This window comes from Brevundimonas sp. UBA5866 (assembly GCF_002432125.1).
In the GTDB taxonomy this organism is placed as follows: domain Bacteria; phylum Pseudomonadota; class Alphaproteobacteria; order Caulobacterales; family Caulobacteraceae; genus Brevundimonas.
In genome coordinates this window covers 34136-53641 of the sequence record NZ_DJFS01000099.1, presented here as the reverse complement: position 1 = coordinate 53641, position 19506 = coordinate 34136, and the positions used below count along the sequence as shown (strand labels likewise).

Genomic DNA, 19506 nt, shown 5'->3' with positions numbered 1-19506 from the left:
GTGCAAACCAAAGCTCTCTGCAAGGACTAGAAAGACAATTGCTTTCACTATGGGTATGAAAACGCCATGACCCATGACGCTTACCAAGCTGTACCGTCCGCCACAGCTACACCGCAAACGGCGTTTGGCAAAGGTTTCGTTACCGATGCCTGGTACTTTGTTGCCCTGTCCCGACAGGTCGCCCGTGGCGGTATGAAACGCTACGAATTGATGGGCGAGCCCGTGCTGCTGGGGCGCACGCGCGCGGGCGAGATTTACGCCATGCGTGATATCTGCCCGCACCGCGCGGCCCCCCTTTCTGCCGGTCGTCTGGTCGAGCACGAAGGCGAGGGCGAGACTGTCGAATGCCCCTATCATGGATGGCGTTTCCGTACAGACGGGGTCTGCGCCGCCATTCCTTCTGTCTGCGAGGGGCAGAACATAGAGGCGAACCGGATCAAGGTGCGCTCCTATCCCGTGCGCGAAAGCCAGGGGATGGTGTTCGTCTGGATGGCTGCCGATCCACGCAATCCGTCACAGCCGGATCAGGAGCCGCCGGTGTTTCCGGGTGCCGACGGCGATATCCGCCTTGTCGAATGGATGGATTTCGAGAGCCACATCGACCACGCCGTCGTCGGTCTGATGGACCCGGCGCACGGACCCTATGTCCACAAGCAGTGGTGGTGGCGCTCCGAGAAGTCGATGCACGAAAAGGCAAAGACTTTTGCGCCGCGCGACTATGGCTGGGCCATGGTGCGTCACGCGCCGTCATCGAACAGCCGTCTCTACAAGATCCTGGGCGGGGCACCTGCCACCGAAATCACCTTCCGCCTGCCGGGCTATCGCTGGGAGCATATCCAGGTCGGCCCGAAACAGGTTCTGGCTCTGACCCTGCTGACACCGGTCACGGCCACCAAGACCCGTATCACCCAGATTTTCTGGTCGGATCACTGGGTTTTCGGCCTGGCCAAGCCCTTCCTTCGGGCGGGTGTCGTGGCCTTCCTCCAGCAGGATGGCGGCATGGTGAACCTGCAGAACGAGGGGCTGAAATACGACCCGGCCCTGCTGTGGATCGACGATGCAGACAAACAGGCCAAATGGTACCAGCAACTCAAGAAAGAATGGCTCAAGAGCCGTGCCGAGGGACGGGCCTTCGTCAATCCGATCAAGGAAACCGTTCTGCGCTGGAAGAGCTAGGCGCGCATACAAAAAAGCCGGAAGGGATAACCCTTCCGGCTTTCTTTATAACGGTGGAACCGAGGGCTTATTTGGCCTGTTGGCCAGCCAGCAGCACGTCCATCTGCTTGCGGACCAGCGGGGTCAGCTCTTCGATGCCCCAGTTGTCGTAAGCGGCACGACGGAAGTTCGACAGATAGGCGTCCCACACCATGCGGGCGATCAGGGCGACTTCGATGTCCTGGCGCAGCTCGCCCTTGGCGATGCCGGCCTGCAGGACTTCGGTCAGGGCCGACATGATCGGGGCGAGAAATTCACGGACGCGCTTGTCGGCGTCTTCCGGCTGGAACCACGAGCGGGCGACCATGGCCTGCATCAGCGGCAGGTGGTCCAGGGCGCGGTGGTAACCGGCGGTCAGGCCGCCGGCCAGACGGGCGGCGGTGGTGTCGTCGATGGCGATGCCAGCGGCAAAGTCTTCAGCCAGTGCAGCCATTTCCTCGGCGAAGACGGCTTCGAACAGCTCGGCCTTGTCCTGGAAGTTGGCGAACACAGCACCGGTCGACATGCCTGCACCCTTGGCGATGTCGCGGATGGTGGCGGAGTCATAGCCGCGCTCTGCGAACAGATTGCGGGCGGCTTCGAGAACCTTCAGGCGGGTGCGGGCCTTGGCCACTTGGCGACGGTTTACGCGCGGTTTGGCTTCGGTTTCGGCGGTCGCAGATGCGACAACGACAGTCTCGGTCATCGACTAAATACTCAACACTAAAAAAGGAGGGCGGAGGGGGAGCCGCCAAACTGGCATCGGTCGCCTACGGTGTTATCGATCAGTAACGATGACCGACGAACAAGGGTACGTGCCGATGTGCTGGGCCGAACTTTCATCATCGAACAGTGACCAAAATGGGTCGGAATTCGGTCAAAATGCATTCGGCCTTCTCATGTTTTGTGCTGAGATGTAGGTAGATTTACGCAGGCAAAGAAAAAAACTTCCATTTCTTGCCGCGATTTTCCGAAAGACGCAACAGCGTTGTCTTAAAGCGGATACATCCGCACGGTCTTGCCTATCGGTCTTTTGCAGTTTCTCTTTTCAGACCAATGTCTTGATTGAAACCGCGGCCAAATTTTACCTCCCGCCGTTATTTGATCGGGCGGAAGGGTTGCTGCCAGGCTTGGGGTCGTTGAATAACGACGGAAAACGCATTTTGTGCCGTATAAAAAGACTTCAACCGAGGGAAAACCATGAAAAGACTACTGGCCGGCGCTGCTGTCGCGGCGCTTTTGATGCCTGCCACGGCTTTTGCCCACAATGGCTCTCATGACCACGCCTGTATCGACGACGCCTGTGAGGTGGTCAGCCTGTTCGATACGCCTATGGCCAAAGCTGCGAATGGCGGGTGGCAGGGCACCGAGAGCCCGCGTTACGGCACCTGGGGCTTTGATCTGGCCGGTCGTGACACTTCGGTCCGTGCGGGCGAGAACTTCTTCCGCCATGCCAACGGTGCCGCTCTGGATCAGCTGGTGATCCCATCCGACCGTACCTCGTACGGTTCGTTCGCCCTGCTGCGCGAACTGTCGGACAACCGCATGAAGGAACTGGTGACGGGTCTGGCGGCCCGCACGGATCTGGTGGCCGGTTCGGATGAACAAAAGATCGCCGACGCCTATCGTTCCTACATCGATGAAGCGCGTATCGAGGCCGTCGATGCCCGTCCGCTGGAACCGTATCTGGCCAACATCCGCGCCATCGACAGCCATGAGGCTATGGCCGTCTACATGGGGGCGCACAACGGTGATTTCGGCGCGGCCTTCTTCGGTGCCGGCGTCGGCGCGGATGCCAAGAACCCGACCCGCCACGTCGTCTCGACCGGCCATTCGGGCATCGGCCTGCCGAACCGTGACTACTATCTGGACGAGCGCTTCACCGAGAAGAAAGAAAAGTATCAGGCCTATGTGGCCGACATGCTGACCCAGATCGGCTGGGACAATCCGGTCGAAACCGCGGCCCAGATCGTCGATCTGGAAAACCGCATCGCTCAGGCACACTGGACGCCTGCGGAAAACCGCAACCGCGACCGCACCTATAATGAATACACCATCCAATCGCTGGCGGCCGAGGCTCCGGGCTTTGACTGGCAGGGCTTCTACAATGCTGCGGGTTTGGGCCATGCCGACCGCATCATCGTGCGCCAGAACACGGCCATGCCGAAGATGGCAGCCATCTATGCCGAAGCCGATCTGGATGTGCTGAAGGCCTGGCAGGCGTTCCACACCGCCGACCAGATGGCTCCGCTGCTGTCGAAGCGCTTTGCCGATCTGCGCTGGTCTTTCCGCGACCGCGATCTGTCGGGGCAGCCGGAACAACGCAGCCGCGAGAAGCGCGCCATCTCCTTCGCTGAAGGTGCCCTGGGTGAAGCCGCTGGCCGTCTGTACGTGGCACAGTATTTCCCGCCGGAATACAAAGCCAAGATGGAAGAGCTGGTCCAGAACCTGCGTCTGGCCCAGGCCGAGCGTATCCGGAACCTGACCTGGATGGGCGACGAGACCAAGGCCGCCGCCCTGGACAAGCTGAACAAGTTCACCGTCAAGATCGGCTATCCGGACAAGTGGCGTGATTATTCGGCGCTGGAAATCAGCGGCGATGATCTGGTCGGCAACGCCGTCCGCATGCGCAAATGGAGCTATGCAGACCGCGTTTCTCGTCTCGACAAGCCGGTCGACAAGACCGAGTGGGGCATGACCCCGCAGACCGTCAACGCCTACTACAACTCGGTCAACAACGAGATCGTCTTCCCGGCCGCCATCCTGCAGCCGCCGTTCTTCGATCCGAATGGTGATGCAGCCGTAAACTATGGCGGCATCGGTGGCGTGATCGGTCACGAGATCGGCCACGGCTTCGACGACCAGGGCTCCAAGTCGGACGGCGACGGTGTTCTGCGTGACTGGTGGACGCCGGAAGACCGCGCCAACTTCGTGGCCCTGACCAAGCGCCTGGGTGAGCAGTACGCCCAGTTCGAGCCGGTCGCAGGCTACAAGATCAATCCGGATCTGACGATGGGCGAGAACATCGGCGACGCCTCTGGCGTGGCCGTGGGCCTGCATGCCTACCGTCTGTCGCTGAAGGGCCAAGAGGCTCCGGTTCTCGACGGCCTGACCGGCGACCAGCGCTTCTTCTATGGCTGGGCACAGGTGTGGCAGTCGAAGTACCGCGAACAGGCGCTGATCCAGCAGGTCGCAACCGACTCGCACTCGGCCGCCGAATTCCGCGTGATCGGCCCGCTGCGCAACGTCGACGAGTGGTATACCGCCTTCGACGTCCAGCCGACCGACGAATACTACCTGGCTCCGGAAGACCGCATCCGCCTCTGGTAAGTCATATCGAAAGTTTTTCGATAACAAGAAGGCCGGTGGTTCAACCACCGGCCTTTTTCTTTTTGCGCGGTCAAAGGCCCGCGACAGGCCGGTCAGGGCATGATGAGGCAATCCTTGACCTGCGGATTCCAGGCATGAAAAAGCCCGCTGCGGGGGATACATCGCAGCGGGCCTTCTCGCTCTCTGATGGAGCGGACGTTTCCTCCCCGAAACGCCTCCAAGTGACTGCTTCGCTTTAACAGCGCCGCGTCCCTCGAGTGATCTCAATTGACCCGAAGCATGCCGCTACGTCAATCGAAGCAAGGGGCAGAATCGAAGGATTTATAAGTTATCGCTGATAACCTGTTGCTGAGTAGGGCTGTTTGTCGAAGGTTGTTCGATAATGCCTTTGATGGTTTCCACCAGCGCCGAGCGTGCAACCTTGACCTGACCGGGGCGGGCTGCCTTCCACGCTTCGTTGTCGGCGATCGTGGCGGCTTGGGCACGACCGGCGTCCAGATCCTTGATCGTCACCTCACCGGCAGCGATCTCGTCACCGCCGAGGATGACGGCGGCGGGCGCGTTGCGACGGTCGGCATATTTGAACTGGGCCTTCATGCCTGCACGGCCAAGGTACAGCTCTGCCGGAATGCCCGCGTTGCGCAGTTCGGCCACGGCATCGAGATAGTGCTGCATGTCGTCGTCCGAGAAGACGATGACGACCACCGGGCCGCGGGTGCGGCCTTCGCCCGTCTTGCCGGCGGCCTTGAGTGCCGAGGCCAGACGCGACACACCGAAGGAGAAGCCCGTTGCCGGAACCTGCTGGCCGGTGAAGCGCGCGACCAGATCGTCATAGCGGCCGCCACCGCCGATCGAGCCGAAGCGCATCGGGCGGCCCTTCTCGTCCTTGGTCTCCAGCAGCAGCTCGGCCTCGAACACGGTGGCGGTATAGTATTCCAGACCGCGCACGATGGTCGGGTCGAACTTCACCGCGTCCTGCGAAACGCCCATAGCGTTCAGGGCGCGGTCGATGGCCGACAGTTCCTTCAGAGCCGCTTCGCCCGCAGCGCCCAGACCGGCACCGACATTGGCAATGGCGTCCAAAACCTCGGCGCGCGACAGGCCCGGCTGTTCGGCCGAGGCAAGGAAGGCCTCGATGCTGGTGATCAGGCTGGCCGGAACATTGGCCCCCTTGGTGTAGTCACCGGATTCATCCAGACGGCCTTCGCCCAGCAGAAGGCGTACACCCTCGATACCCAGACGGTCGTATTTGTCGACGGCGCGCAGAGCGGTCAGGCGCTGGTTGGTGTCGGTGATACCGGCGGCGTCGAACAGGCCATCGAACAGTTTGCGGTTCGAGACGCGGATAACGGCCTGACCGGCCTCGAGGCCAGCGGCACCCAGACCCTCACAGGCCATGGCGATGATTTCGGCGTCGGCCTCGGGGCGGTCCGAACCGACGGTATCGGCATCGCACTGCCAGAACTCGCGGAAGCGGCCCGGGCCCGGCTTTTCGTTGCGCCACACCGGACCATAGGCATAGCGGCGGAACGGCTTGGGCAGGGTTTCCCAGTTCTGCGCGGCAAAGCGGGCCAGCGGTGCCGTGTGGTCATAGCGCAGGGCCATCCACTGGTCGTCGTCGTCCTCCAGCGCCAGAACGCCTTCGTTCGGGCGGTCGGTGTCCGGCAGGAATTTGCCCAGCGCATCGACATACTCAAAGGCGGGCGTCTCGAGGGCCTCAAAGCCCCAGCGCTCGTAAACTTCCGACACGCGCGCGATCAGTTGGCGCTCCACGCTCAGATCATGGCCGCGACGGTCCTGAAAACCGCGGGGTGAGCGTGCTTCGGGGCGGGTGTCTGGGCGTGCAGTATCGGTCATGGGGTGGCGATTAAGCCATCACACGTCCCGCTGCAATGCGACTAGGGGAGGGATTTGCGGATCTGCAGCCGCTGACCGTGTGTCAGGCTACGCCACACCCACTCCAGGGGTCCCCAGCGGAAGCGTTTCAGCCACAGGTGCGCGAACACAATCTGCACGATCCAGGTGCCAATGATGAACGGCCACAGCTGTCCCGGTGCAATCTGCCCGAACCATTCCGGTCCAAACGGCAGATAGAAGAAGCTGGCCATGATGACGGACTGACCCAGATAGGTCGTGAAGGCCATCTGTCCCACGGGAGCCAATACCCTGAAGAGGGCAGGGGCTTTGATGACCACGGCGGCATAGCCAAGCGAAACGAGCACCGACAGGGCCGATGTCACCACATCCAGCCCGTGACTGGGCGTCTGCGTTGCGGGTGCCCCGATCTCGAGGGCAAAGGCCCATCCGCGCACGGCCAAAATAACGACGGTAACGGCGATCAGGCCCGCATAAAGGCTGTTGTTCATCCGTCCGTGGAAAAAGCCCAGCTTGTACAGGCCCATGCCCAGCATCATGATCGGCACGCTGGAGAACGGCAGCATGAACAGGCTGGACAGTTGGACCAGCAGCCACGCCATCAGGTTCTGCATCAAGACCGCACCATATCCTGCGTGGTACTGTGCGATCACGGCTGTCGCCTCGCCCGCCAGCGAGGCCGATCCGCTACCTCCCTGCATGGCTTCGGTCATTTCGGGCGGCAGAAGAGGGATCATCAGGCCGAAACCGGCTTGGAAGACGGCGAAGCCAGCCGTCACAGCGGTCCCGACAATCACAAGCGTCTTGCCCGACAGGGATCGGGCCAGCATGGCGAACAGTCCGCACCACGCATAGAACAGCAGGATATCCCCGTACCACAGGGCCAGACCGTGGATCAGCCCGATCACAGCCAGCCAGCCAAGGCGACGCCTCAGCAGCCGTCCACGTGCCGCATCGGTCCGCTCGCCCCCGACCAGAAAAATGCTGACCCCGAACAGCAGGGTGAACAGGTTGCGGAATCTGTCGCGGAAGAACACCTGATCGACCCATTGGAACCACTGGTCCGAACCGGTCCATATACCCTCACGGGCGAACGGCGCACTGGCCGGGTCCAGTGACACAGACATGGGCCAGGCAAAGGCCATGATGTTGACGACCAGTATGCCCAGCACGGCCAGGCCGCGTAACGAATCCAGATTTCCTATGCGTCCCTGATCAGTCACATCCGCCCTCCCCAAGACGTGTTTGATATCAGTAACCCAGCGTGTCTGACTTTCTATAGGCGATGTAGGCCACGCAAAGCCCACCCCACAGGGCGTAGCTGACACCGACCATCAGGGCCAGTGGAATGCCCAGCACGCCATACACCAGTACGACGACCTGCATCGCGCCGAGCGCCTGGACAAAGCTTTCGCCGGACAGGGCCGCAATCGTGGACTGTGCAACCGTCATCAGCAGTTGCAGGCAACCGGCAAGAATGCCGCCGTAGATAACATAGCGCGCCACCACGGCGCGGCGCGTCCACGTCGCATTGTTGGGGCGTTTGGCCTGGGCCAGACGGGCCATGCCGATCGGGCCTGCAATCAGACCTACGACCAGCAATACAATGCGCCAGTCCGTATCCAGCCCTGCCCACAGGTGATGGGGCGGCCACAACGGAAAGGTCAGAAGGATGGGTGGCCAAGCGGCAGCCACCAGCGTCGCCAGCATGCGCGCCTGCACCGACTTGCGGGGTGTCACGCGCTCACCGCCGGGCAGGCGGTCAAGCACTTTGGACGGGCCGGAGGATGCTTCGTGATGGGTCATCAGCGTGTCGGTACCGGAGTTTCGCCCGAATAGTCATAGAAGCCGCGCCCGCTCTTGCGGCCCAGCCAGCCAGCCTCGACATATTTTACCAGCAGGGGGCAGGGACGGTATTTGCTGTCGGCCAGACCCTCGTGCAGCACATTCATTATGGCCAGAGCGACGTCCAGACCCATGAAGTCGGCCAGTTCCAGCGGGCCCATCGGGTGGTTGGCCCCCAGCTTCATGGCCTTGTCGATCGAGGTCACGGTGCCCACGCCCTCATAGAGGGTGTAGATGGCCTCGTTCATCATCGGCACCAGAATGCGGTTGACGATAAAGGCCGGGAAATCTTCGGAGACGGTGGTTTCCTTGCCCAGGCTCTCGGCAAAGCTCACAGCCGCATCATAGGTTGCTGCCGAGGTCGCAATACCGCGCACCACCTCGACCAGGCGCATGACCGTCGCGGGTTTCATGAAGTGGAAACCGATGAACCGATCGGGGCGGTCGGTCACTGACGCCAGGCGGGTGATGGAAATCGAAGAGGTGTTGGTGGCCAGCAGGGCGTGCGGTTCCAGATAGGGCTGTACCTCGCTCCAGACCTGTTTCTTGACGGCCTCGTCCTCGCTGGCCGCTTCGATGACAAAGTCCGCGCCGGCGACAACTTCGGCCAGGGACCCGCATACGGTTATGCGGGCAACGGCCTTCTGGCCCTCGTCTTCGGTGATCAGTCCGCGTGCCGCGCGGCGTGCCAGACTGGCCGCCGCTTCACCCAGAGCCAGAGTGGCACGCCCTTCCGCATTGTCATACAGCCGCACGGCATAGCCGCCAGTGGCCACGGTCTGGGCAATTCCTGCGCCCATCTGGCCTGCACCGATAATGGCGACGGTCTGAAATCCGCTCATAACTCTATTGGTTTCCGCATCACCGAAAAAACATTCGACGGCCAGCATGAGAAGCCAACCGCACCTGTGCAAGTCACGATTGTTGACGGCGCGCCGATTTCCCTAGGGCGTGTCGCCATGCCAACGCGCTCAGCCGGCCAGACCCATCGCGGTCATCCGCAACGGCGGAAGGATGAAGTTCTGGATGCCCTGGATGATGATGATCACAATGATCGGCGTGATATCGATACCGCCCAGTGGCGGAATGAAACGGCGGAACGGAGCCATCAGCGGGGACGTCAACCGGTCCAGTCCCGTCGCGATCTGATAGACGAAACGGTTGCGGTAGTTGATGACGTCAAACGCCAGCAGCCAGCTCATGATCGCGTTGATGATGATGGCGAACAACAGCAGTTGAAGCGCCGAGTTCAAGACGAAAAAGAGAAAGCCGATAAGGCCTTGCAGCGGGGTCATATACAGCCTGCTTTTATAAATCTGACTGTCGTTCTAGCTGTCGTAGACCAATCCGCCAAGAACAACCCTGCTTGGCGTTGACAGCCATGCCTGCGACCTCTTACCTCATCCTCTGTCGATGGGGCCGTAGCTCAGTTGGTAGAGCGCGTCGTTCGCAATGACGAGGTCAGGGGTTCGATTCCCCTCGGCTCCACCACCTCCAATGTTCCCTGCACATTGCACGGCGCAGCCGCCTGCGAGCGCGCAGCGTCAAGCTGAAGGGTAACATCGCCTCTGTCCTGTGCCTGATTGGAGCCGCCAAATAGCTCACGCGTTGGGTAGGGAAGGATCAATGGAAGGGCGGGCACCGGGAGGGCACGTCCGGAGCCGTATTTGCCAGGGAGGAACCGATGCCTGTTCTTTATTATGCTGTGGGTGCGTGTTCGCTTGCCCCCCATATCGTTCTCGAGTGGATCGGGGCACCGTATGAAGCGGTAAAGGTCCAGTTCGGATCGCCGGAACTGCTGGCTGTCAATCCGGCCGGTGCGGTGCCGACCCTGCGGGAGGATGATGGCTGGTTGCTGACACAGGCGGGCGCGATCCTCGACTATCTGGCCCACAAACACCCGGAAGCGAACCTTGCCGGAGGTGACAGCCTGCGCCAGAAGGCCGAGGCCCACCGCTGGTCATCGTTCCTGACCTCGGACATGCATGCGGCCTTCTGGCCTATTTTCATGCCCGCCCGCTATACGACCGACGAGGGTGACGAGGCCCGCGCCAAGGTCGTAGAAGCCGCACATGCCCTGGCACACAAACAGTTCGCCATCCTCGACGAACATCTCGATGGCCGCGAGTGGATCCTCGACGGCAGGTCGGTGATCGACGCCTATGCCTTCCCCATGATCCGGTGGGGCAAGAAGCTGCTGGAAGGCAAGCTGTCGCAGTATCAGAATGTGCTGGCCCTGCATGATCGCCTGGCGGCTGATCCTTCGGTCCAAAAGGTTCTGGACCGCGAAGCCGGAAAATAAAGCGTGACCCATTTGGCCCCGCGTCCGTTATGGCGCGGGGCCATTTCCGTTCTGAAAGAGACACTGTGACCACGGGCATTCATCACGTCACCAGCATTACCGCCGATGTGCAGGCCAATGTGGATTTCTACATGGGCTTTCTGGGCCTCTCCCTTGTCAAGCAGACGGGGGGTTATGAGGATGCCCAACAGCTGCACCTGTTCTATGGTGATCCCCAAGGTCGCCCTGGTACATTGGTCAGCTTCCTTGTGTGGGAAGCGACGGGGCGTGGCCGCACGGGGCTGGGACAGGTGTCCGAAATCGCGTTTGCGGTTCCGGCGGACAGTCTGGGCGAATGGATGATGCGGGCCATCTCGGCCAACATCCCTGTCGAGGGGCCGCTGAAGGAGTTCGGTGAATCCGTCCTGCGTCTGAAGGACCCCGACGGGCTGATTATCAAACTGGTGGCCAGCGGGGCAGCGACCGGATCGGGATCGGTGACGGCACCGTGCTATATCCGCGGCGTAACCGTTCTCAGTGATGTGGCAGAGGCGACGACGGCCTTCATCGGACAATTTGGCTATCGGCCCCACGCCACCGAGGGCGCTATCACCCGCCTGAAGTCCGACACCGACATTGTCGACATCCATGCCGTCACGGGCTTTCCGCCGTCGGTGAAGGGGGCAGGGGTGCCGGACCATGTCGCCTTCCGTGCGCCCGATATCGAGGCCGTGCGCCAGATGCGGCTGGACCTGATCCATCACGGCCCGACCAATGTGCATGATCGCCAGTATTTCGTGTCGCTCTATGTGCGCGATACCTCGGGCCTGCTGATCGAATATGCGACCGACGCACCGGGTATGACCGCCGACGAGCCTGCCGACCGACTGGGCCAGAAGCTCAAATTCCCGCCCGAGATCATGTCCCATGTGGCCGAGGAGCTGAGTATCCGCCTGCCGCAGTTTGCACGGCCGGGCGAGATGCGTTGTCCCAAACGCGATCTACCCTTCATCCATCGCTTCTACTGGCCCGAAGAGATGGACGGCAGCACCATCGTCGTCCTGCACGGGACGGGCGGGGACGAGGGCGATCTGATGCCACTGGCGCACCGGATCAACCCGAAGGCCGCCATCCTCGCCGTGCGCGGACGTGCGACCGAAGAGGGCAAGCTGCGCTGGTTCCGCCGCTTCGGTCCGGGCGAGTTCGATCAGGACGATATCCGTTCTGAAGCGGCTGCCTTCAACGCCTTCCTCGCGGGGGCTATCCGTGGCTATGCGCTGGACCCGGACAGGCTGATGCTGCTGGGCTATTCGAACGGGGCCAATATGATCGGCGCAATGGCCCAGCTTTATCCCGACAGTGTCCATCAGGCCGTGCTGCTGCGCGGGATGAAGGTTCTGGAAGGGGATATCGAAGCCAGCGCGGGCACAGGTCGGGTGCTGCTGGTGTCGGGTGACAATGACCACATGATCCCGATGGAGCGGGCGACAGCCCTCGCTTCCGGGCTATCGGCTTCGGGTTATGATGTCAGTCATCGCGTCATCGGTTTCGGTCACTGGATGACCGATGCCGATCGGGCCGAAATCGAGACGTGGCTGAAGGGCGTTTGACAGCCGCCCTTACTGGTCCTCGTCAAAGCGGCGTTCGACCAGGTCGGTCAAAGCCGTGATGGCCGTATCGGCGTCGGGGCCTTCGGCCTCGACATCGATGGTCGAGCCGATACCGGCACCCAGCATCAACAGGCCCATGATCGAGCGGGCATCGACGGTGGTGCCGTCCTTGCTGACGCGGACTTCGGATTCAAATTCCGAGGCCGTTTTCACGAATTTCGCAGACGCACGGGCGTGCAGGCCACGCTGGTTGCAGATGGATAGCGTCGCCTTGGCCGTCTGGCTCATTTGTCCCCCGCCAAAACCCAAGACGCGACCGAAATGTATTTGCGCCCGGCATCCTGGGCATGGGCCACGCAGGCCTCGAGGGACTCGCGGCTGCGCACACTGGCCAGTTTGATCAGCATCGGCAGGTTCAGACCGGCGATCACTTCGGCCTTGGTCTGTTCCATGACCGAAATCGCCAGATTGGACGGTGTACCGCCAAACATATCGGTCAGCAGGATGACGCCATCGCCGTCATCGACCGCGGCAGAGGCATCGAGAATATCCTGACGGCGGCGCTCCATATCGTCGTCAGGGCCGATACATATGGCCGCGACGCCGCGCTGGGGGCCGACGACGTGTTCCATCGCCGAGATGAATTCCGAGGCAAGGCCCCCGTGGGTGACGATCACCAGACCGATCATGAAGGCAACACCAATAAGGTCCAAACCCGTCAAACATGGCAAAGGGCGCGGTCGCGCTCTGGAGCTGCCCCCTTCGCAAACCATACGTCTTAAAGCCAAACCCCCAAGGGTTAAAGGGCTTCTATGGCACGAGCGACCACAGTCGATGCCGACATCGGGCGAGGGTTGATCTCAATACGGGGCAGCGGGATATCGGCCAAGCTGGTAAACTCGGCTTCGGGCATGCGCTCCGGCGCGGTATCGATCAAATCCACGACCAGACGGATACGGCACATATCCAGCGGCGAGGTTGCCACTATGCCAAGGCCGCGAACCTCGATCATACCGCTGATTGTGGCGGGCGCGCGGGCGTACAGGCATCCGTTGCTGGCCCACAGGTGCACCCTGTCATCGGCGATCAGCCGCGCCCCTTGATCCAACAAACGCAGCGCCAGATCGCTTTTGCCCGATCCGGACCGGCCGCGGATCAACACGCCCCGCCATGCGCCCATATGGCGCAGGGCGACAACGCTGGCGTGATGGGTGGGTGTGGTCACGACCGGCGGGCGGCGTTGGGCAGGCGTACCGTAAACGTCGCCCCCTTGACGGCCTCGCCCTCGCTACGGTTGGCGGCGAAGACCGACCCTTCGTGCGCTTTCACGATTTGGCGCACGATAGACAGGCCGAGGCCCGAGTTGGTGCCAAATGCCGTCCCCTTGGGACGCGAGGTATAGAAACGCTCGAACACGGTTTCGAGATTGTCGGGCGGAATACCCGGCCCGTCGTCCTCGACACGTATGCGCCAGAAGTCCGCGCTGTCGTCCTTTTCAAGGAAGACACGCACTTCGCCACCAGCCGGACTGAAGGATCGCGCATTGTCGATAAGATTGCGGAACACCTGACCCAGTGGCGTGTCGCGACCGATGACATTGGTGCCATTTCCGGCAGTGTTGACGAGGCGAACCGGAATGTCTCCCTCGCGCATGCTGTTCTCGTATACGCCGACGATGTCGCCCAGCAGTTCGGCCAGATCGATGGAGCGCGGACGATCACGTGACAGTTCGGCATCAAGGCGCGAGGCGTTGGAGATGTCGGTGATCAGGCGATCCAGACGCCGCACATCGTTTTGAAGCAGGTTGGTCAGGCGCTGGCGCTGTTCCTCGGTCTTGACCAGAGGCAGCGTCTCCAGCGCCGAGCGGATGGAGGTCAGCGGATTCTTGATCTCGTGCGACACGTCGGCGGCGAAGCGCTCGATAGCGTCCATCCGCATGGACATGGTGTCGGTCATGCTTTCCAGCGCGCGGGCCAGACCGCCGACCTCGTCCTTGCGGGCCGTCAGGTCGGGCAGGGAGATGGCGCGGGCACGCTGCAGGCGCACCTGATCTGCCGCAGCCGACAGGCGCAGTACGGGGCGGGCCACAAACAGGTGCAGGACCAGGGATGCGAACAGGTTCACGGCCAGTGCGACAAAGGCGAACGGCATCAGCGCGCGGCGCTGGGCCGCCAGCGTCTCGTTCACGTCACCCGCTTCCAGCGTCAGAACGCCCAGAACCTGCTGGACGTGACGAACGGGCAGGGAGACAGAGACAACTCGCTCGCCTTCCTCGTTACGGCGGATCGTGGCCTGTGACTCGCCCTGAAGCGCACGCTCCACCTCGGAGGCCAGAGCGGCATCGGCTTTGAAAAGAGCCTGTTCGATCAGGGCCGGATCGGGTTCGGGTGCGAGGGGGGTGCCGGCCGGATTCGCCGGTGGCAGAGGCTCGCCCGGAATGGCATCGGAGACGCTGTAGGAATCCGAGACCTGAATACCGTCAGCATCGAAAAGTCGGGCGCGCTGGCCCATCGGAATAAAGTTGTCGCGCAGCCAGAAAGCCGCCGCACGATCATCAAGGGCAGGGTAGGGGTCGCCTTGGGTAATGCCCAGTTCGCCCAGAACATTGGCCAGTAGTTCGGCCTGCACGGTCAGGGATTCCTGACGTGCATTGATCAGCCCGCGGCTCCACTCGTTCAGGGCAAGGGCCCCGCCGAGCAGAATCAGCAGGCTGAGAAGATTGAGGGCCAGCATAAAGCCGCCCAGACGCGATCCGCCGAAACGGAACCGTCTGCGCGGCTTGTCAGTCTTAGCTTTCGCGGTAGCGGTAGCCGACGCCATACAGGGTCTCGATCGCGTCGAATTCTGGGTCAACCATGCGGAACTTCTTGCGCATGCGCTTCACGTGGCTGTCGATGGTGCGGTCGTCGACGTAAACTTGGTCGTCGTAGGCGGCGTCCATCAGGTTGTCGCGGCTCTTCACGAAACCGGGACGCTGGGCCAGGGCTTGCAGAAGCAGGAATTCCGTGACGGTCAGCTTCACCGGCTTGCCGTCCCAGGTGCATTCGTGACGGGCCGGGTCCATAGCCAGCGGGCCACGCTTGATCGCCTTGTTGGCGTCGCTGGCACCCGAGGCATCAGCCATGTCGATGCCTTCGACACCGGCGCGGCGCAGCAGGGCCTTGACGCGTTCGATCAGCAGGCGCTGGCTGAACGGCTTGTGCATATAGTCGTCAGCCCCAAGGTTGAAGCCGAGGATCTCGTCGATTTCCTCGTCCTTGGACGTCAGCATGATGACGGGCAGATTCGAGGTCTGGCGCAGGCGGCGCAGCACTTCCATGCCGTCCATGCGCGGCATTTTCACATCCAGGATCGCCAGATCCGGAGGCGTGGTTTCAAGCGCTTCCAGACCGGAGGCACCGTCATGGTATGCGGTTACCTTGTGGCCGTGGCTTTCCAGCGCCAGGGAAACGGAAGCGACGATGTTCTCGTCGTCATCGACCAGGGTGATGTTAGCCAAGGGCTTCTCCTTGCGAGCGAACGCGGACGGGGTTGCCGTAAACAACGCGCGGCGAGCGGTACCGTTCGTTATGATTAAGACAGATTAGAGCCACATGAAATGGGGCTTTTGCGTTTTGCTGCAAGTGCTCTGAACCGCGAACATACGAAACTATGCCTTAAAACCCCTGTGTCATGATCAGGGGTCACAAGAATTGCGGGATATTCATGGCCGGTCCGGTTCACTACGAAATTTATGTTCGCAAAACGCCCGCAGCGAACTGGACCCTGCTTATGGCCAGCGAGGACAGGCGTCACGCCATAACGACCGCCGAAGAAGTGATGCGCGACAAGATCGCCGCCTCGGTCAAGGTCACCAAGGAAACCCTCAATCCGGCGACGATGGAGTTCGCCAGCGTCAGCGTGCTGCGACTGGGCGCACCTGATCCCGTCAGGAAGAAGCCCAAGGCCGAGGCTCCGGCGGGGCCCGCCTGCCGTACTCCGGCCGACCTCTATACCGTACATGCGCGTGAAAGCCTGGGACGTGTGCTTGAGGACTGGCTGCGCCGTCAGGGGGCGACGGTGTTCGAGCTGTTGCATTCGCCCGTACTGGCAGAGCGCCTGGACGCCTCCGGTGTCGAGGTCCAGCACGCGATCCAGAAGGTGGCGGTGCCCGAGGCCCAAGCCACCGGCCAGGATCTGCATGGCCTGATCCGCACCTATCAGAAACTATCCGACCAGGCGGTCGAACGGGTGATCAGGGCGGGCCGCAAGGGCGACTTCATCGACCCTGCCACCATGCCCATCGCCAGGATTGCCGAAAAACTGCAAGGCGAGCAGGAACGCGCCTTTCGCATGGGAGGCAGTATAGCTTTGGCGCTTCAGGGGCTTCGTGGATCGCGCGCACGCCTGACGGCCCTGCTGGACCTATGCGATCAGGCCCCCGAGAGCGGACCGCTGCGGGCGATGATACTGGTGCCGATCGAGCAGATACTCTGTGAAATGCTGGCGGCCCGCTGGAATCTGCCGGATCTCTTCGGTCCATCTCTGGACCAGGGGGCGACACTCGCGGCGGTTGTGCGCATGGTGGCGCCGAACGAGGTGACGGCGGTGATCTCCCACGATCCGCGCCTGATGCTTCTTGTCCCGCCGGTGGATGGACCTGCGGTGCGACTGGGCGAAAAGCTTGCGGCGGGCAGTTTCCCGCAAGTCGCGGCCGCCCTGGCCAAGATGGTGCTGAGCGAACTCAACAGCCAGCGGCGCCTCTGTCCCGGAGATGCCGAGGGCGAGATCAATATCCTGCGGGCTCTGGCCATGTCGCTGACCGCCACGGCGGGTCGTCTGCTGACACTGGAAGAAGTGCAGAACGCCTTCATAGAACGTTCGCGCTCGCTCGTGACGGCTGACTTTGTCGGGGCCTATGTACAGGGCTGTCCTACGGTCATGGCCGAGGCCGAAAAGCTGGCGCGACTGAGTGACAATGTGACGGGCGGTGCCAGCAAACGCGCTGCGGCCCGCTGGCTGGAGGCCTGCGTCGCATCCCTGCGTTTCGAGGCTGAAATGCGCGCGCCGGGCACACCGCCAACGCAGAAACTGGCCGCGCTGCGCCGCCTTCAGCGCAGCATCGAGACGGCAGGCCTGGCGGGCAAGGATGCCGAGAACGCCCTCGTCGCGCTCGGTAATCTGGGCACCAAGATCGCCGAGGAAAGCCGGCTGCTACAGCAGATTACCAAGGCCCCTGTCCCCTTGGGGCAGCGGCTTTCCATCCTGCTGAAACTGGCATCGGGCGAGGCGGCCCCTGTCGGCAAGCTGGGGGATCTGGCCCGCGCGGAAATCGTCCGTCTGGTGCGAACTGCAGAAGACCGCGAGGCTCTGAAATCCAACCCCGAACTGGTCAAGGCCATAGTGCCGATCATGAAGGCGGCAGGTGTCGCGGCCTAGACCGCCTGACCCGCGACCCAGCCGGACGACCACGCCCACTGGAAGTTGTAGCCGCCCAGCCAGCCGGTGATGTCCACGGCCTCGCCGATGAAATAGAGGCCTTTCACCGCCTTGGCCTCCATCGTCTGCTGGTCCAGCTGCATGGTGTCCACGCCACCCAGCGTCACTTCGGCCGTTCGGTAACCTTCGGAGCTAACGGGTTTGACACTCCAACCGTTTACGCTCTCGGCCAGGGCTCGCAGCTTCTTGTCGCCCTGTTCGGCCAGCTTGCCCTTCAGCCCGGCGCGCTCGCACAGAACCTCGGCCAGACGACGCGGTACGATGTGGCCCATCGCGGTATGGACCATCTGTTTGCCGTTCTCGTTCTTGGCGGCCAACAGCGCGGCGGCAACGTCGGTGTCCGGTGCCAGATCGATGGTGATGGCTTCCCCTTCGCGCCAATAGGAACTGATCTGCAGGATCGACGGACCTGAAAGGCCACGGTGGGTGAACAGCAGGCCCTCACGGAATTCGGTCGGCTTAGCCGGGCGTTTCGGGTCGGCGTCCTTGGGCAGGCGGTGGCGCACCACGGCATCCAGAGACACGCCGGCCAGCGGCTTGAGACTCTCCAGCAATGTCGGCTCGAACGTGAGCGGTACCAATCCCGGCCGTGTCTCGGTTACACGCAGTCCGAACTGTTTCGCGACGTCATAGGCCCATCCCGTGGCACCCATCTTCGGGATCGACTTGGCTCCCGTGGCGATGACGACCGATTGCGCCTCGATGCGGGATCCATCGTCCAGATCGATGCTGTAAACGGTGCCGTTCCGGCTGATCGATTTCACGCCGAGGTTGAGAGACAGCGTCACGCTCGCCGCGCGCATCTCGTCGGTCAGCATACGGATAATGTCCTTGGCGCTGTCATCGCAGAACAGCTGGCCGAGGGTTTTCTCGTGATAGGGAATGCGGTACCGCTCGACCATCTTGATGAAGTCGTGCTGCGAGAAACGCTTCAGGGCCGACAGGGCAAAGCGCGGGTTCTCGCCCAGATAGGCCGCCGGATGGATGCCCGTGTTGGTGAAGTTGCAGCGACCGCCACCCGAGATGCGGATCTTCTCGCCCGGGGCGCGGGCATGGTCGATCACGCGCACGCGGCGACCGCGCTTGCCTGCTTCGATGGCGCACATCATGCCGGCGGCACCGGCGCCGACGATCAGGACATCTAGGGTGTTGTTCTTCATTCGCCTGCCCTAGCAGGCGTCGGGCGGGAAAGCGAACCCGCCCTTCGTCATGCCGGGATCAGAGACCCAGAACCGCCTTGTATCCGTCCTGTACCAGATCGCGGTACTCGTCCGGATGTTTCTGGATATAGGCGGCGAAGAATGTGCAGGTCGGCAGGATTTTCAGCCCCTTGTCGCGAATATCCTGCAACACATGCCTGGCCAGGCGCGAGGCAATGCCCTGACCCTCCAGTTCCTTGGGCACCAGCGTCTTGGACACCAGACGCCCGCCGGCAACATTGTTGTACTCGACATAGGCCAGTTGGCCGTCGATTTCGAGCTCGTACCGATGCTCGTTCTGGTTGTCGCGGATGGGGGATAGGTTGGTCATAATTCGGCCTGTCGTGAGGATTTTTGGCAACGGGTGTTATCAAAAATGCAATGTTAATCCTGCGGTCGATTTCAGTCGTTCAGAAATTGGTGTTTCCGCGAGGCTTCGCAAGCTCTCCTGAAGAACGCTGTTTTCTTATTGAAATATCATGGAAATTTTCGGCACCAGTGGGGCGGGCGGACGGCTGGCAGAAAATACAGCTTTGCCGAATGGTTAACGTTCTGGGCGATCGGGCCTGCCAAAGTCGCAAATAGTAAGATGACGTCGTTATAATAATTGTGTCTAACCTGTGTCTGTATCAGGACATGCCGGCGTTATCCGGTTGGAGGGACCTTTATGATTACGATGAGAAACGCGCTTCTC

At 61.8% G+C, this 19506-nt stretch carries 18 protein-coding genes and 1 tRNA gene; 6 read left to right on the top strand and 13 right to left on the bottom strand.

Translation table 11 applies throughout. The annotated features are described in order from the left end of the window. Nucleotides 1–66: 66 nt before the first annotated feature. Nucleotides 67–1176 carry an aromatic ring-hydroxylating oxygenase subunit alpha gene (locus B3H86_RS13455; protein ID WP_292054793.1) on the top strand — a complete coding sequence of 370 codons (1110 nt, stop codon included), beginning with the start codon at nt 67–69 and terminating at the stop codon, nt 1174–1176. 67 nt (nt 1177–1243) lie between these two features. Here the strand turns inward: B3H86_RS13455 and B3H86_RS13450 are convergent, their stop codons facing one another. Then, nucleotides 1244–1900, bottom strand: a complete 657-nt coding sequence (locus B3H86_RS13450) for a TetR/AcrR family transcriptional regulator (protein WP_292054791.1) — start codon at nt 1898–1900, stop codon at nt 1244–1246. Between the two features lie 494 nt (nt 1901–2394). Here B3H86_RS13450 and B3H86_RS13445 point away from each other — a divergent pair, with 494 nt between their 5' ends. Further along, on the top strand, nt 2395–4524 hold the full coding sequence (locus B3H86_RS13445; protein ID WP_292054788.1) for a M13 family metallopeptidase: 2130 nt from the start codon (nt 2395–2397) through the stop codon (nt 4522–4524). A gap of 321 nt (nt 4525–4845) precedes the next feature. Here the strand turns inward: B3H86_RS13445 and hisS are convergent, their stop codons facing one another. From hisS to B3H86_RS13420, 5 genes are all read right to left on the bottom strand, one after another. Next, nucleotides 4846–6381, bottom strand: a complete 1536-nt coding sequence (gene hisS, locus B3H86_RS13440) for a histidine--tRNA ligase (protein WP_292054785.1) — start codon at nt 6379–6381, stop codon at nt 4846–4848. A 41-nt stretch (nt 6382–6422) separates the two neighbouring features. Beyond that, on the bottom strand, nt 6423–7622 hold the full coding sequence (locus tag B3H86_RS13435) for a DUF418 domain-containing protein (RefSeq protein ID WP_292054782.1): 1200 nt from the start codon (nt 7620–7622) through the stop codon (nt 6423–6425). A 28-nt stretch (nt 7623–7650) separates the two neighbouring features. Beyond that, entirely contained in the window at nt 7651–8205 is a 555-nt protein-coding gene (locus tag B3H86_RS13430) for a hypothetical protein (protein WP_292054779.1), read from the bottom strand. Continuing rightward, nucleotides 8205–9086: a 3-hydroxybutyryl-CoA dehydrogenase gene (locus B3H86_RS13425; protein WP_292054776.1), complete on the bottom strand. Its 882-nt coding sequence runs from the start codon at nt 9084–9086 to the stop codon at nt 8205–8207. The genes B3H86_RS13430 and B3H86_RS13425 overlap by 1 nt, the downstream gene beginning before the upstream one ends. Before the next feature lie 129 nt (nt 9087–9215). Beyond that, on the bottom strand, nt 9216–9539 hold the full coding sequence (locus B3H86_RS13420; RefSeq protein WP_292054773.1) for a YggT family protein: 324 nt from the start codon (nt 9537–9539) through the stop codon (nt 9216–9218). Between the two features lie 120 nt (nt 9540–9659). Between B3H86_RS13420 and B3H86_RS13415 the strand changes: the two genes are divergently transcribed. From B3H86_RS13415 to B3H86_RS13405, 3 genes are all read left to right on the top strand, one after another. After that, nucleotides 9660–9735, top strand: a tRNA-Ala gene (locus B3H86_RS13415). 193 nt (nt 9736–9928) lie between these two features. Then, a complete protein-coding gene (locus tag B3H86_RS13410) occupies nt 9929–10546 on the top strand; it encodes a glutathione S-transferase family protein (protein ID WP_292054770.1) in 618 nt (205 codons plus the stop codon). 65 nt (nt 10547–10611) lie between these two features. Next, a complete protein-coding gene (locus tag B3H86_RS13405) occupies nt 10612–12135 on the top strand; it encodes a VOC family protein (protein WP_292054767.1) in 1524 nt (507 codons plus the stop codon). 9 nt (nt 12136–12144) lie between these two features. Here the strand turns inward: B3H86_RS13405 and B3H86_RS13400 are convergent, their stop codons facing one another. The 5 genes from B3H86_RS13400 to B3H86_RS13380 all read right to left on the bottom strand — a co-directional run bounded on the left by B3H86_RS13400 (nt 12145) and on the right by B3H86_RS13380 (nt 15634). Next, nucleotides 12145–12423 (bottom strand): HPr family phosphocarrier protein, encoded by a 279-nt coding sequence (locus B3H86_RS13400; RefSeq protein ID WP_292054764.1) that lies wholly within the window; start codon nt 12421–12423, stop codon nt 12145–12147. After that, entirely contained in the window at nt 12420–12824 is a 405-nt protein-coding gene (locus tag B3H86_RS13395; protein ID WP_292054892.1) for a PTS sugar transporter subunit IIA, read from the bottom strand. Before B3H86_RS13395 ends, B3H86_RS13400 begins: the two co-directional genes overlap by 4 nt. A 110-nt stretch (nt 12825–12934) precedes the next feature. Continuing rightward, nucleotides 12935–13360, bottom strand: a complete 426-nt coding sequence (locus tag B3H86_RS13390; protein WP_292054762.1) for an HPr kinase/phosphorylase — start codon at nt 13358–13360, stop codon at nt 12935–12937. After that, the gene (locus B3H86_RS13385; protein ID WP_292054759.1) at nt 13357–14955 is read right to left on the bottom strand and encodes an ATP-binding protein; all 1599 of its coding nucleotides are present in this window, start codon (nt 14953–14955) and stop codon (nt 13357–13359) included. The genes B3H86_RS13390 and B3H86_RS13385 overlap by 4 nt, the downstream gene beginning before the upstream one ends. Further along, nucleotides 14924–15634: a response regulator transcription factor gene (locus B3H86_RS13380; protein WP_292054756.1), complete on the bottom strand. Its 711-nt coding sequence runs from the start codon at nt 15632–15634 to the stop codon at nt 14924–14926. The genes B3H86_RS13385 and B3H86_RS13380 overlap by 32 nt, the downstream gene beginning before the upstream one ends. A gap of 206 nt (nt 15635–15840) precedes the next feature. Between B3H86_RS13380 and B3H86_RS13375 the strand changes: the two genes are divergently transcribed. Continuing rightward, nucleotides 15841–17553 carry a hypothetical protein gene (locus B3H86_RS13375; RefSeq protein WP_292054754.1) on the top strand — a complete coding sequence of 571 codons (1713 nt, stop codon included), beginning with the start codon at nt 15841–15843 and terminating at the stop codon, nt 17551–17553. On the opposite strand, the gene B3H86_RS13370 is transcribed toward B3H86_RS13375, so the two are convergent. Beyond that, entirely contained in the window at nt 17550–18773 is a 1224-nt protein-coding gene (locus B3H86_RS13370) for an NAD(P)/FAD-dependent oxidoreductase (RefSeq protein ID WP_292054751.1), read from the bottom strand. The genes B3H86_RS13375 and B3H86_RS13370 overlap by 4 nt on opposite strands. A 58-nt stretch (nt 18774–18831) precedes the next feature. Next, nucleotides 18832–19143, bottom strand: coding sequence for a GNAT family N-acetyltransferase (locus B3H86_RS13365; RefSeq protein ID WP_292054748.1), 312 nt, complete (start codon nt 19141–19143; stop codon nt 18832–18834). Between the last annotated feature and the right edge of the window lie 363 nt (nt 19144–19506).

Bases quoted from the DNA above. Each gene is read 5' to 3' on its own strand.
- hisS (WP_292054785.1), bottom strand. From the start codon at position 6,381: ATGACCGATACTGCACGCCCAGACACCCGCCCCGAAGCACGCTCACCC.
- B3H86_RS13370 (WP_292054751.1), bottom strand. From the start codon at position 18,773: ATGAAGAACAACACCCTAGATGTCCTGATCGTCGGCGCCGGTGCCGCC.
- B3H86_RS13410 (WP_292054770.1), top strand. From the start codon at position 9,929: ATGCCTGTTCTTTATTATGCTGTGGGTGCGTGTTCGCTTGCCCCCCAT.
- B3H86_RS13385 (WP_292054759.1), bottom strand. From the start codon at position 14,955: ATGGCGTCGGCTACCGCTACCGCGAAAGCTAAGACTGACAAGCCGCGC.
- B3H86_RS13400 (WP_292054764.1), bottom strand. From the start codon at position 12,423: ATGAGCCAGACGGCCAAGGCGACGCTATCCATCTGCAACCAGCGTGGC.
- B3H86_RS13375 (WP_292054754.1), top strand. From the start codon at position 15,841: ATGGCCGGTCCGGTTCACTACGAAATTTATGTTCGCAAAACGCCCGCA.
- B3H86_RS13395 (WP_292054892.1), bottom strand. From the start codon at position 12,824: ATGATCGGTCTGGTGATCGTCACCCACGGGGGCCTTGCCTCGGAATTC.
- B3H86_RS13420 (WP_292054773.1), bottom strand. From the start codon at position 9,539: ATGACCCCGCTGCAAGGCCTTATCGGCTTTCTCTTTTTCGTCTTGAAC.
- B3H86_RS13455 (WP_292054793.1), top strand. From the start codon at position 67: ATGACCCATGACGCTTACCAAGCTGTACCGTCCGCCACAGCTACACCG.
- B3H86_RS13450 (WP_292054791.1), bottom strand. From the start codon at position 1,900: ATGACCGAGACTGTCGTTGTCGCATCTGCGACCGCCGAAACCGAAGCC.
- B3H86_RS13425 (WP_292054776.1), bottom strand. From the start codon at position 9,086: ATGAGCGGATTTCAGACCGTCGCCATTATCGGTGCAGGCCAGATGGGC.
- B3H86_RS13365 (WP_292054748.1), bottom strand. From the start codon at position 19,143: ATGACCAACCTATCCCCCATCCGCGACAACCAGAACGAGCATCGGTAC.
- B3H86_RS13445 (WP_292054788.1), top strand. From the start codon at position 2,395: ATGAAAAGACTACTGGCCGGCGCTGCTGTCGCGGCGCTTTTGATGCCT.
- B3H86_RS13430 (WP_292054779.1), bottom strand. From the start codon at position 8,205: ATGACCCATCACGAAGCATCCTCCGGCCCGTCCAAAGTGCTTGACCGC.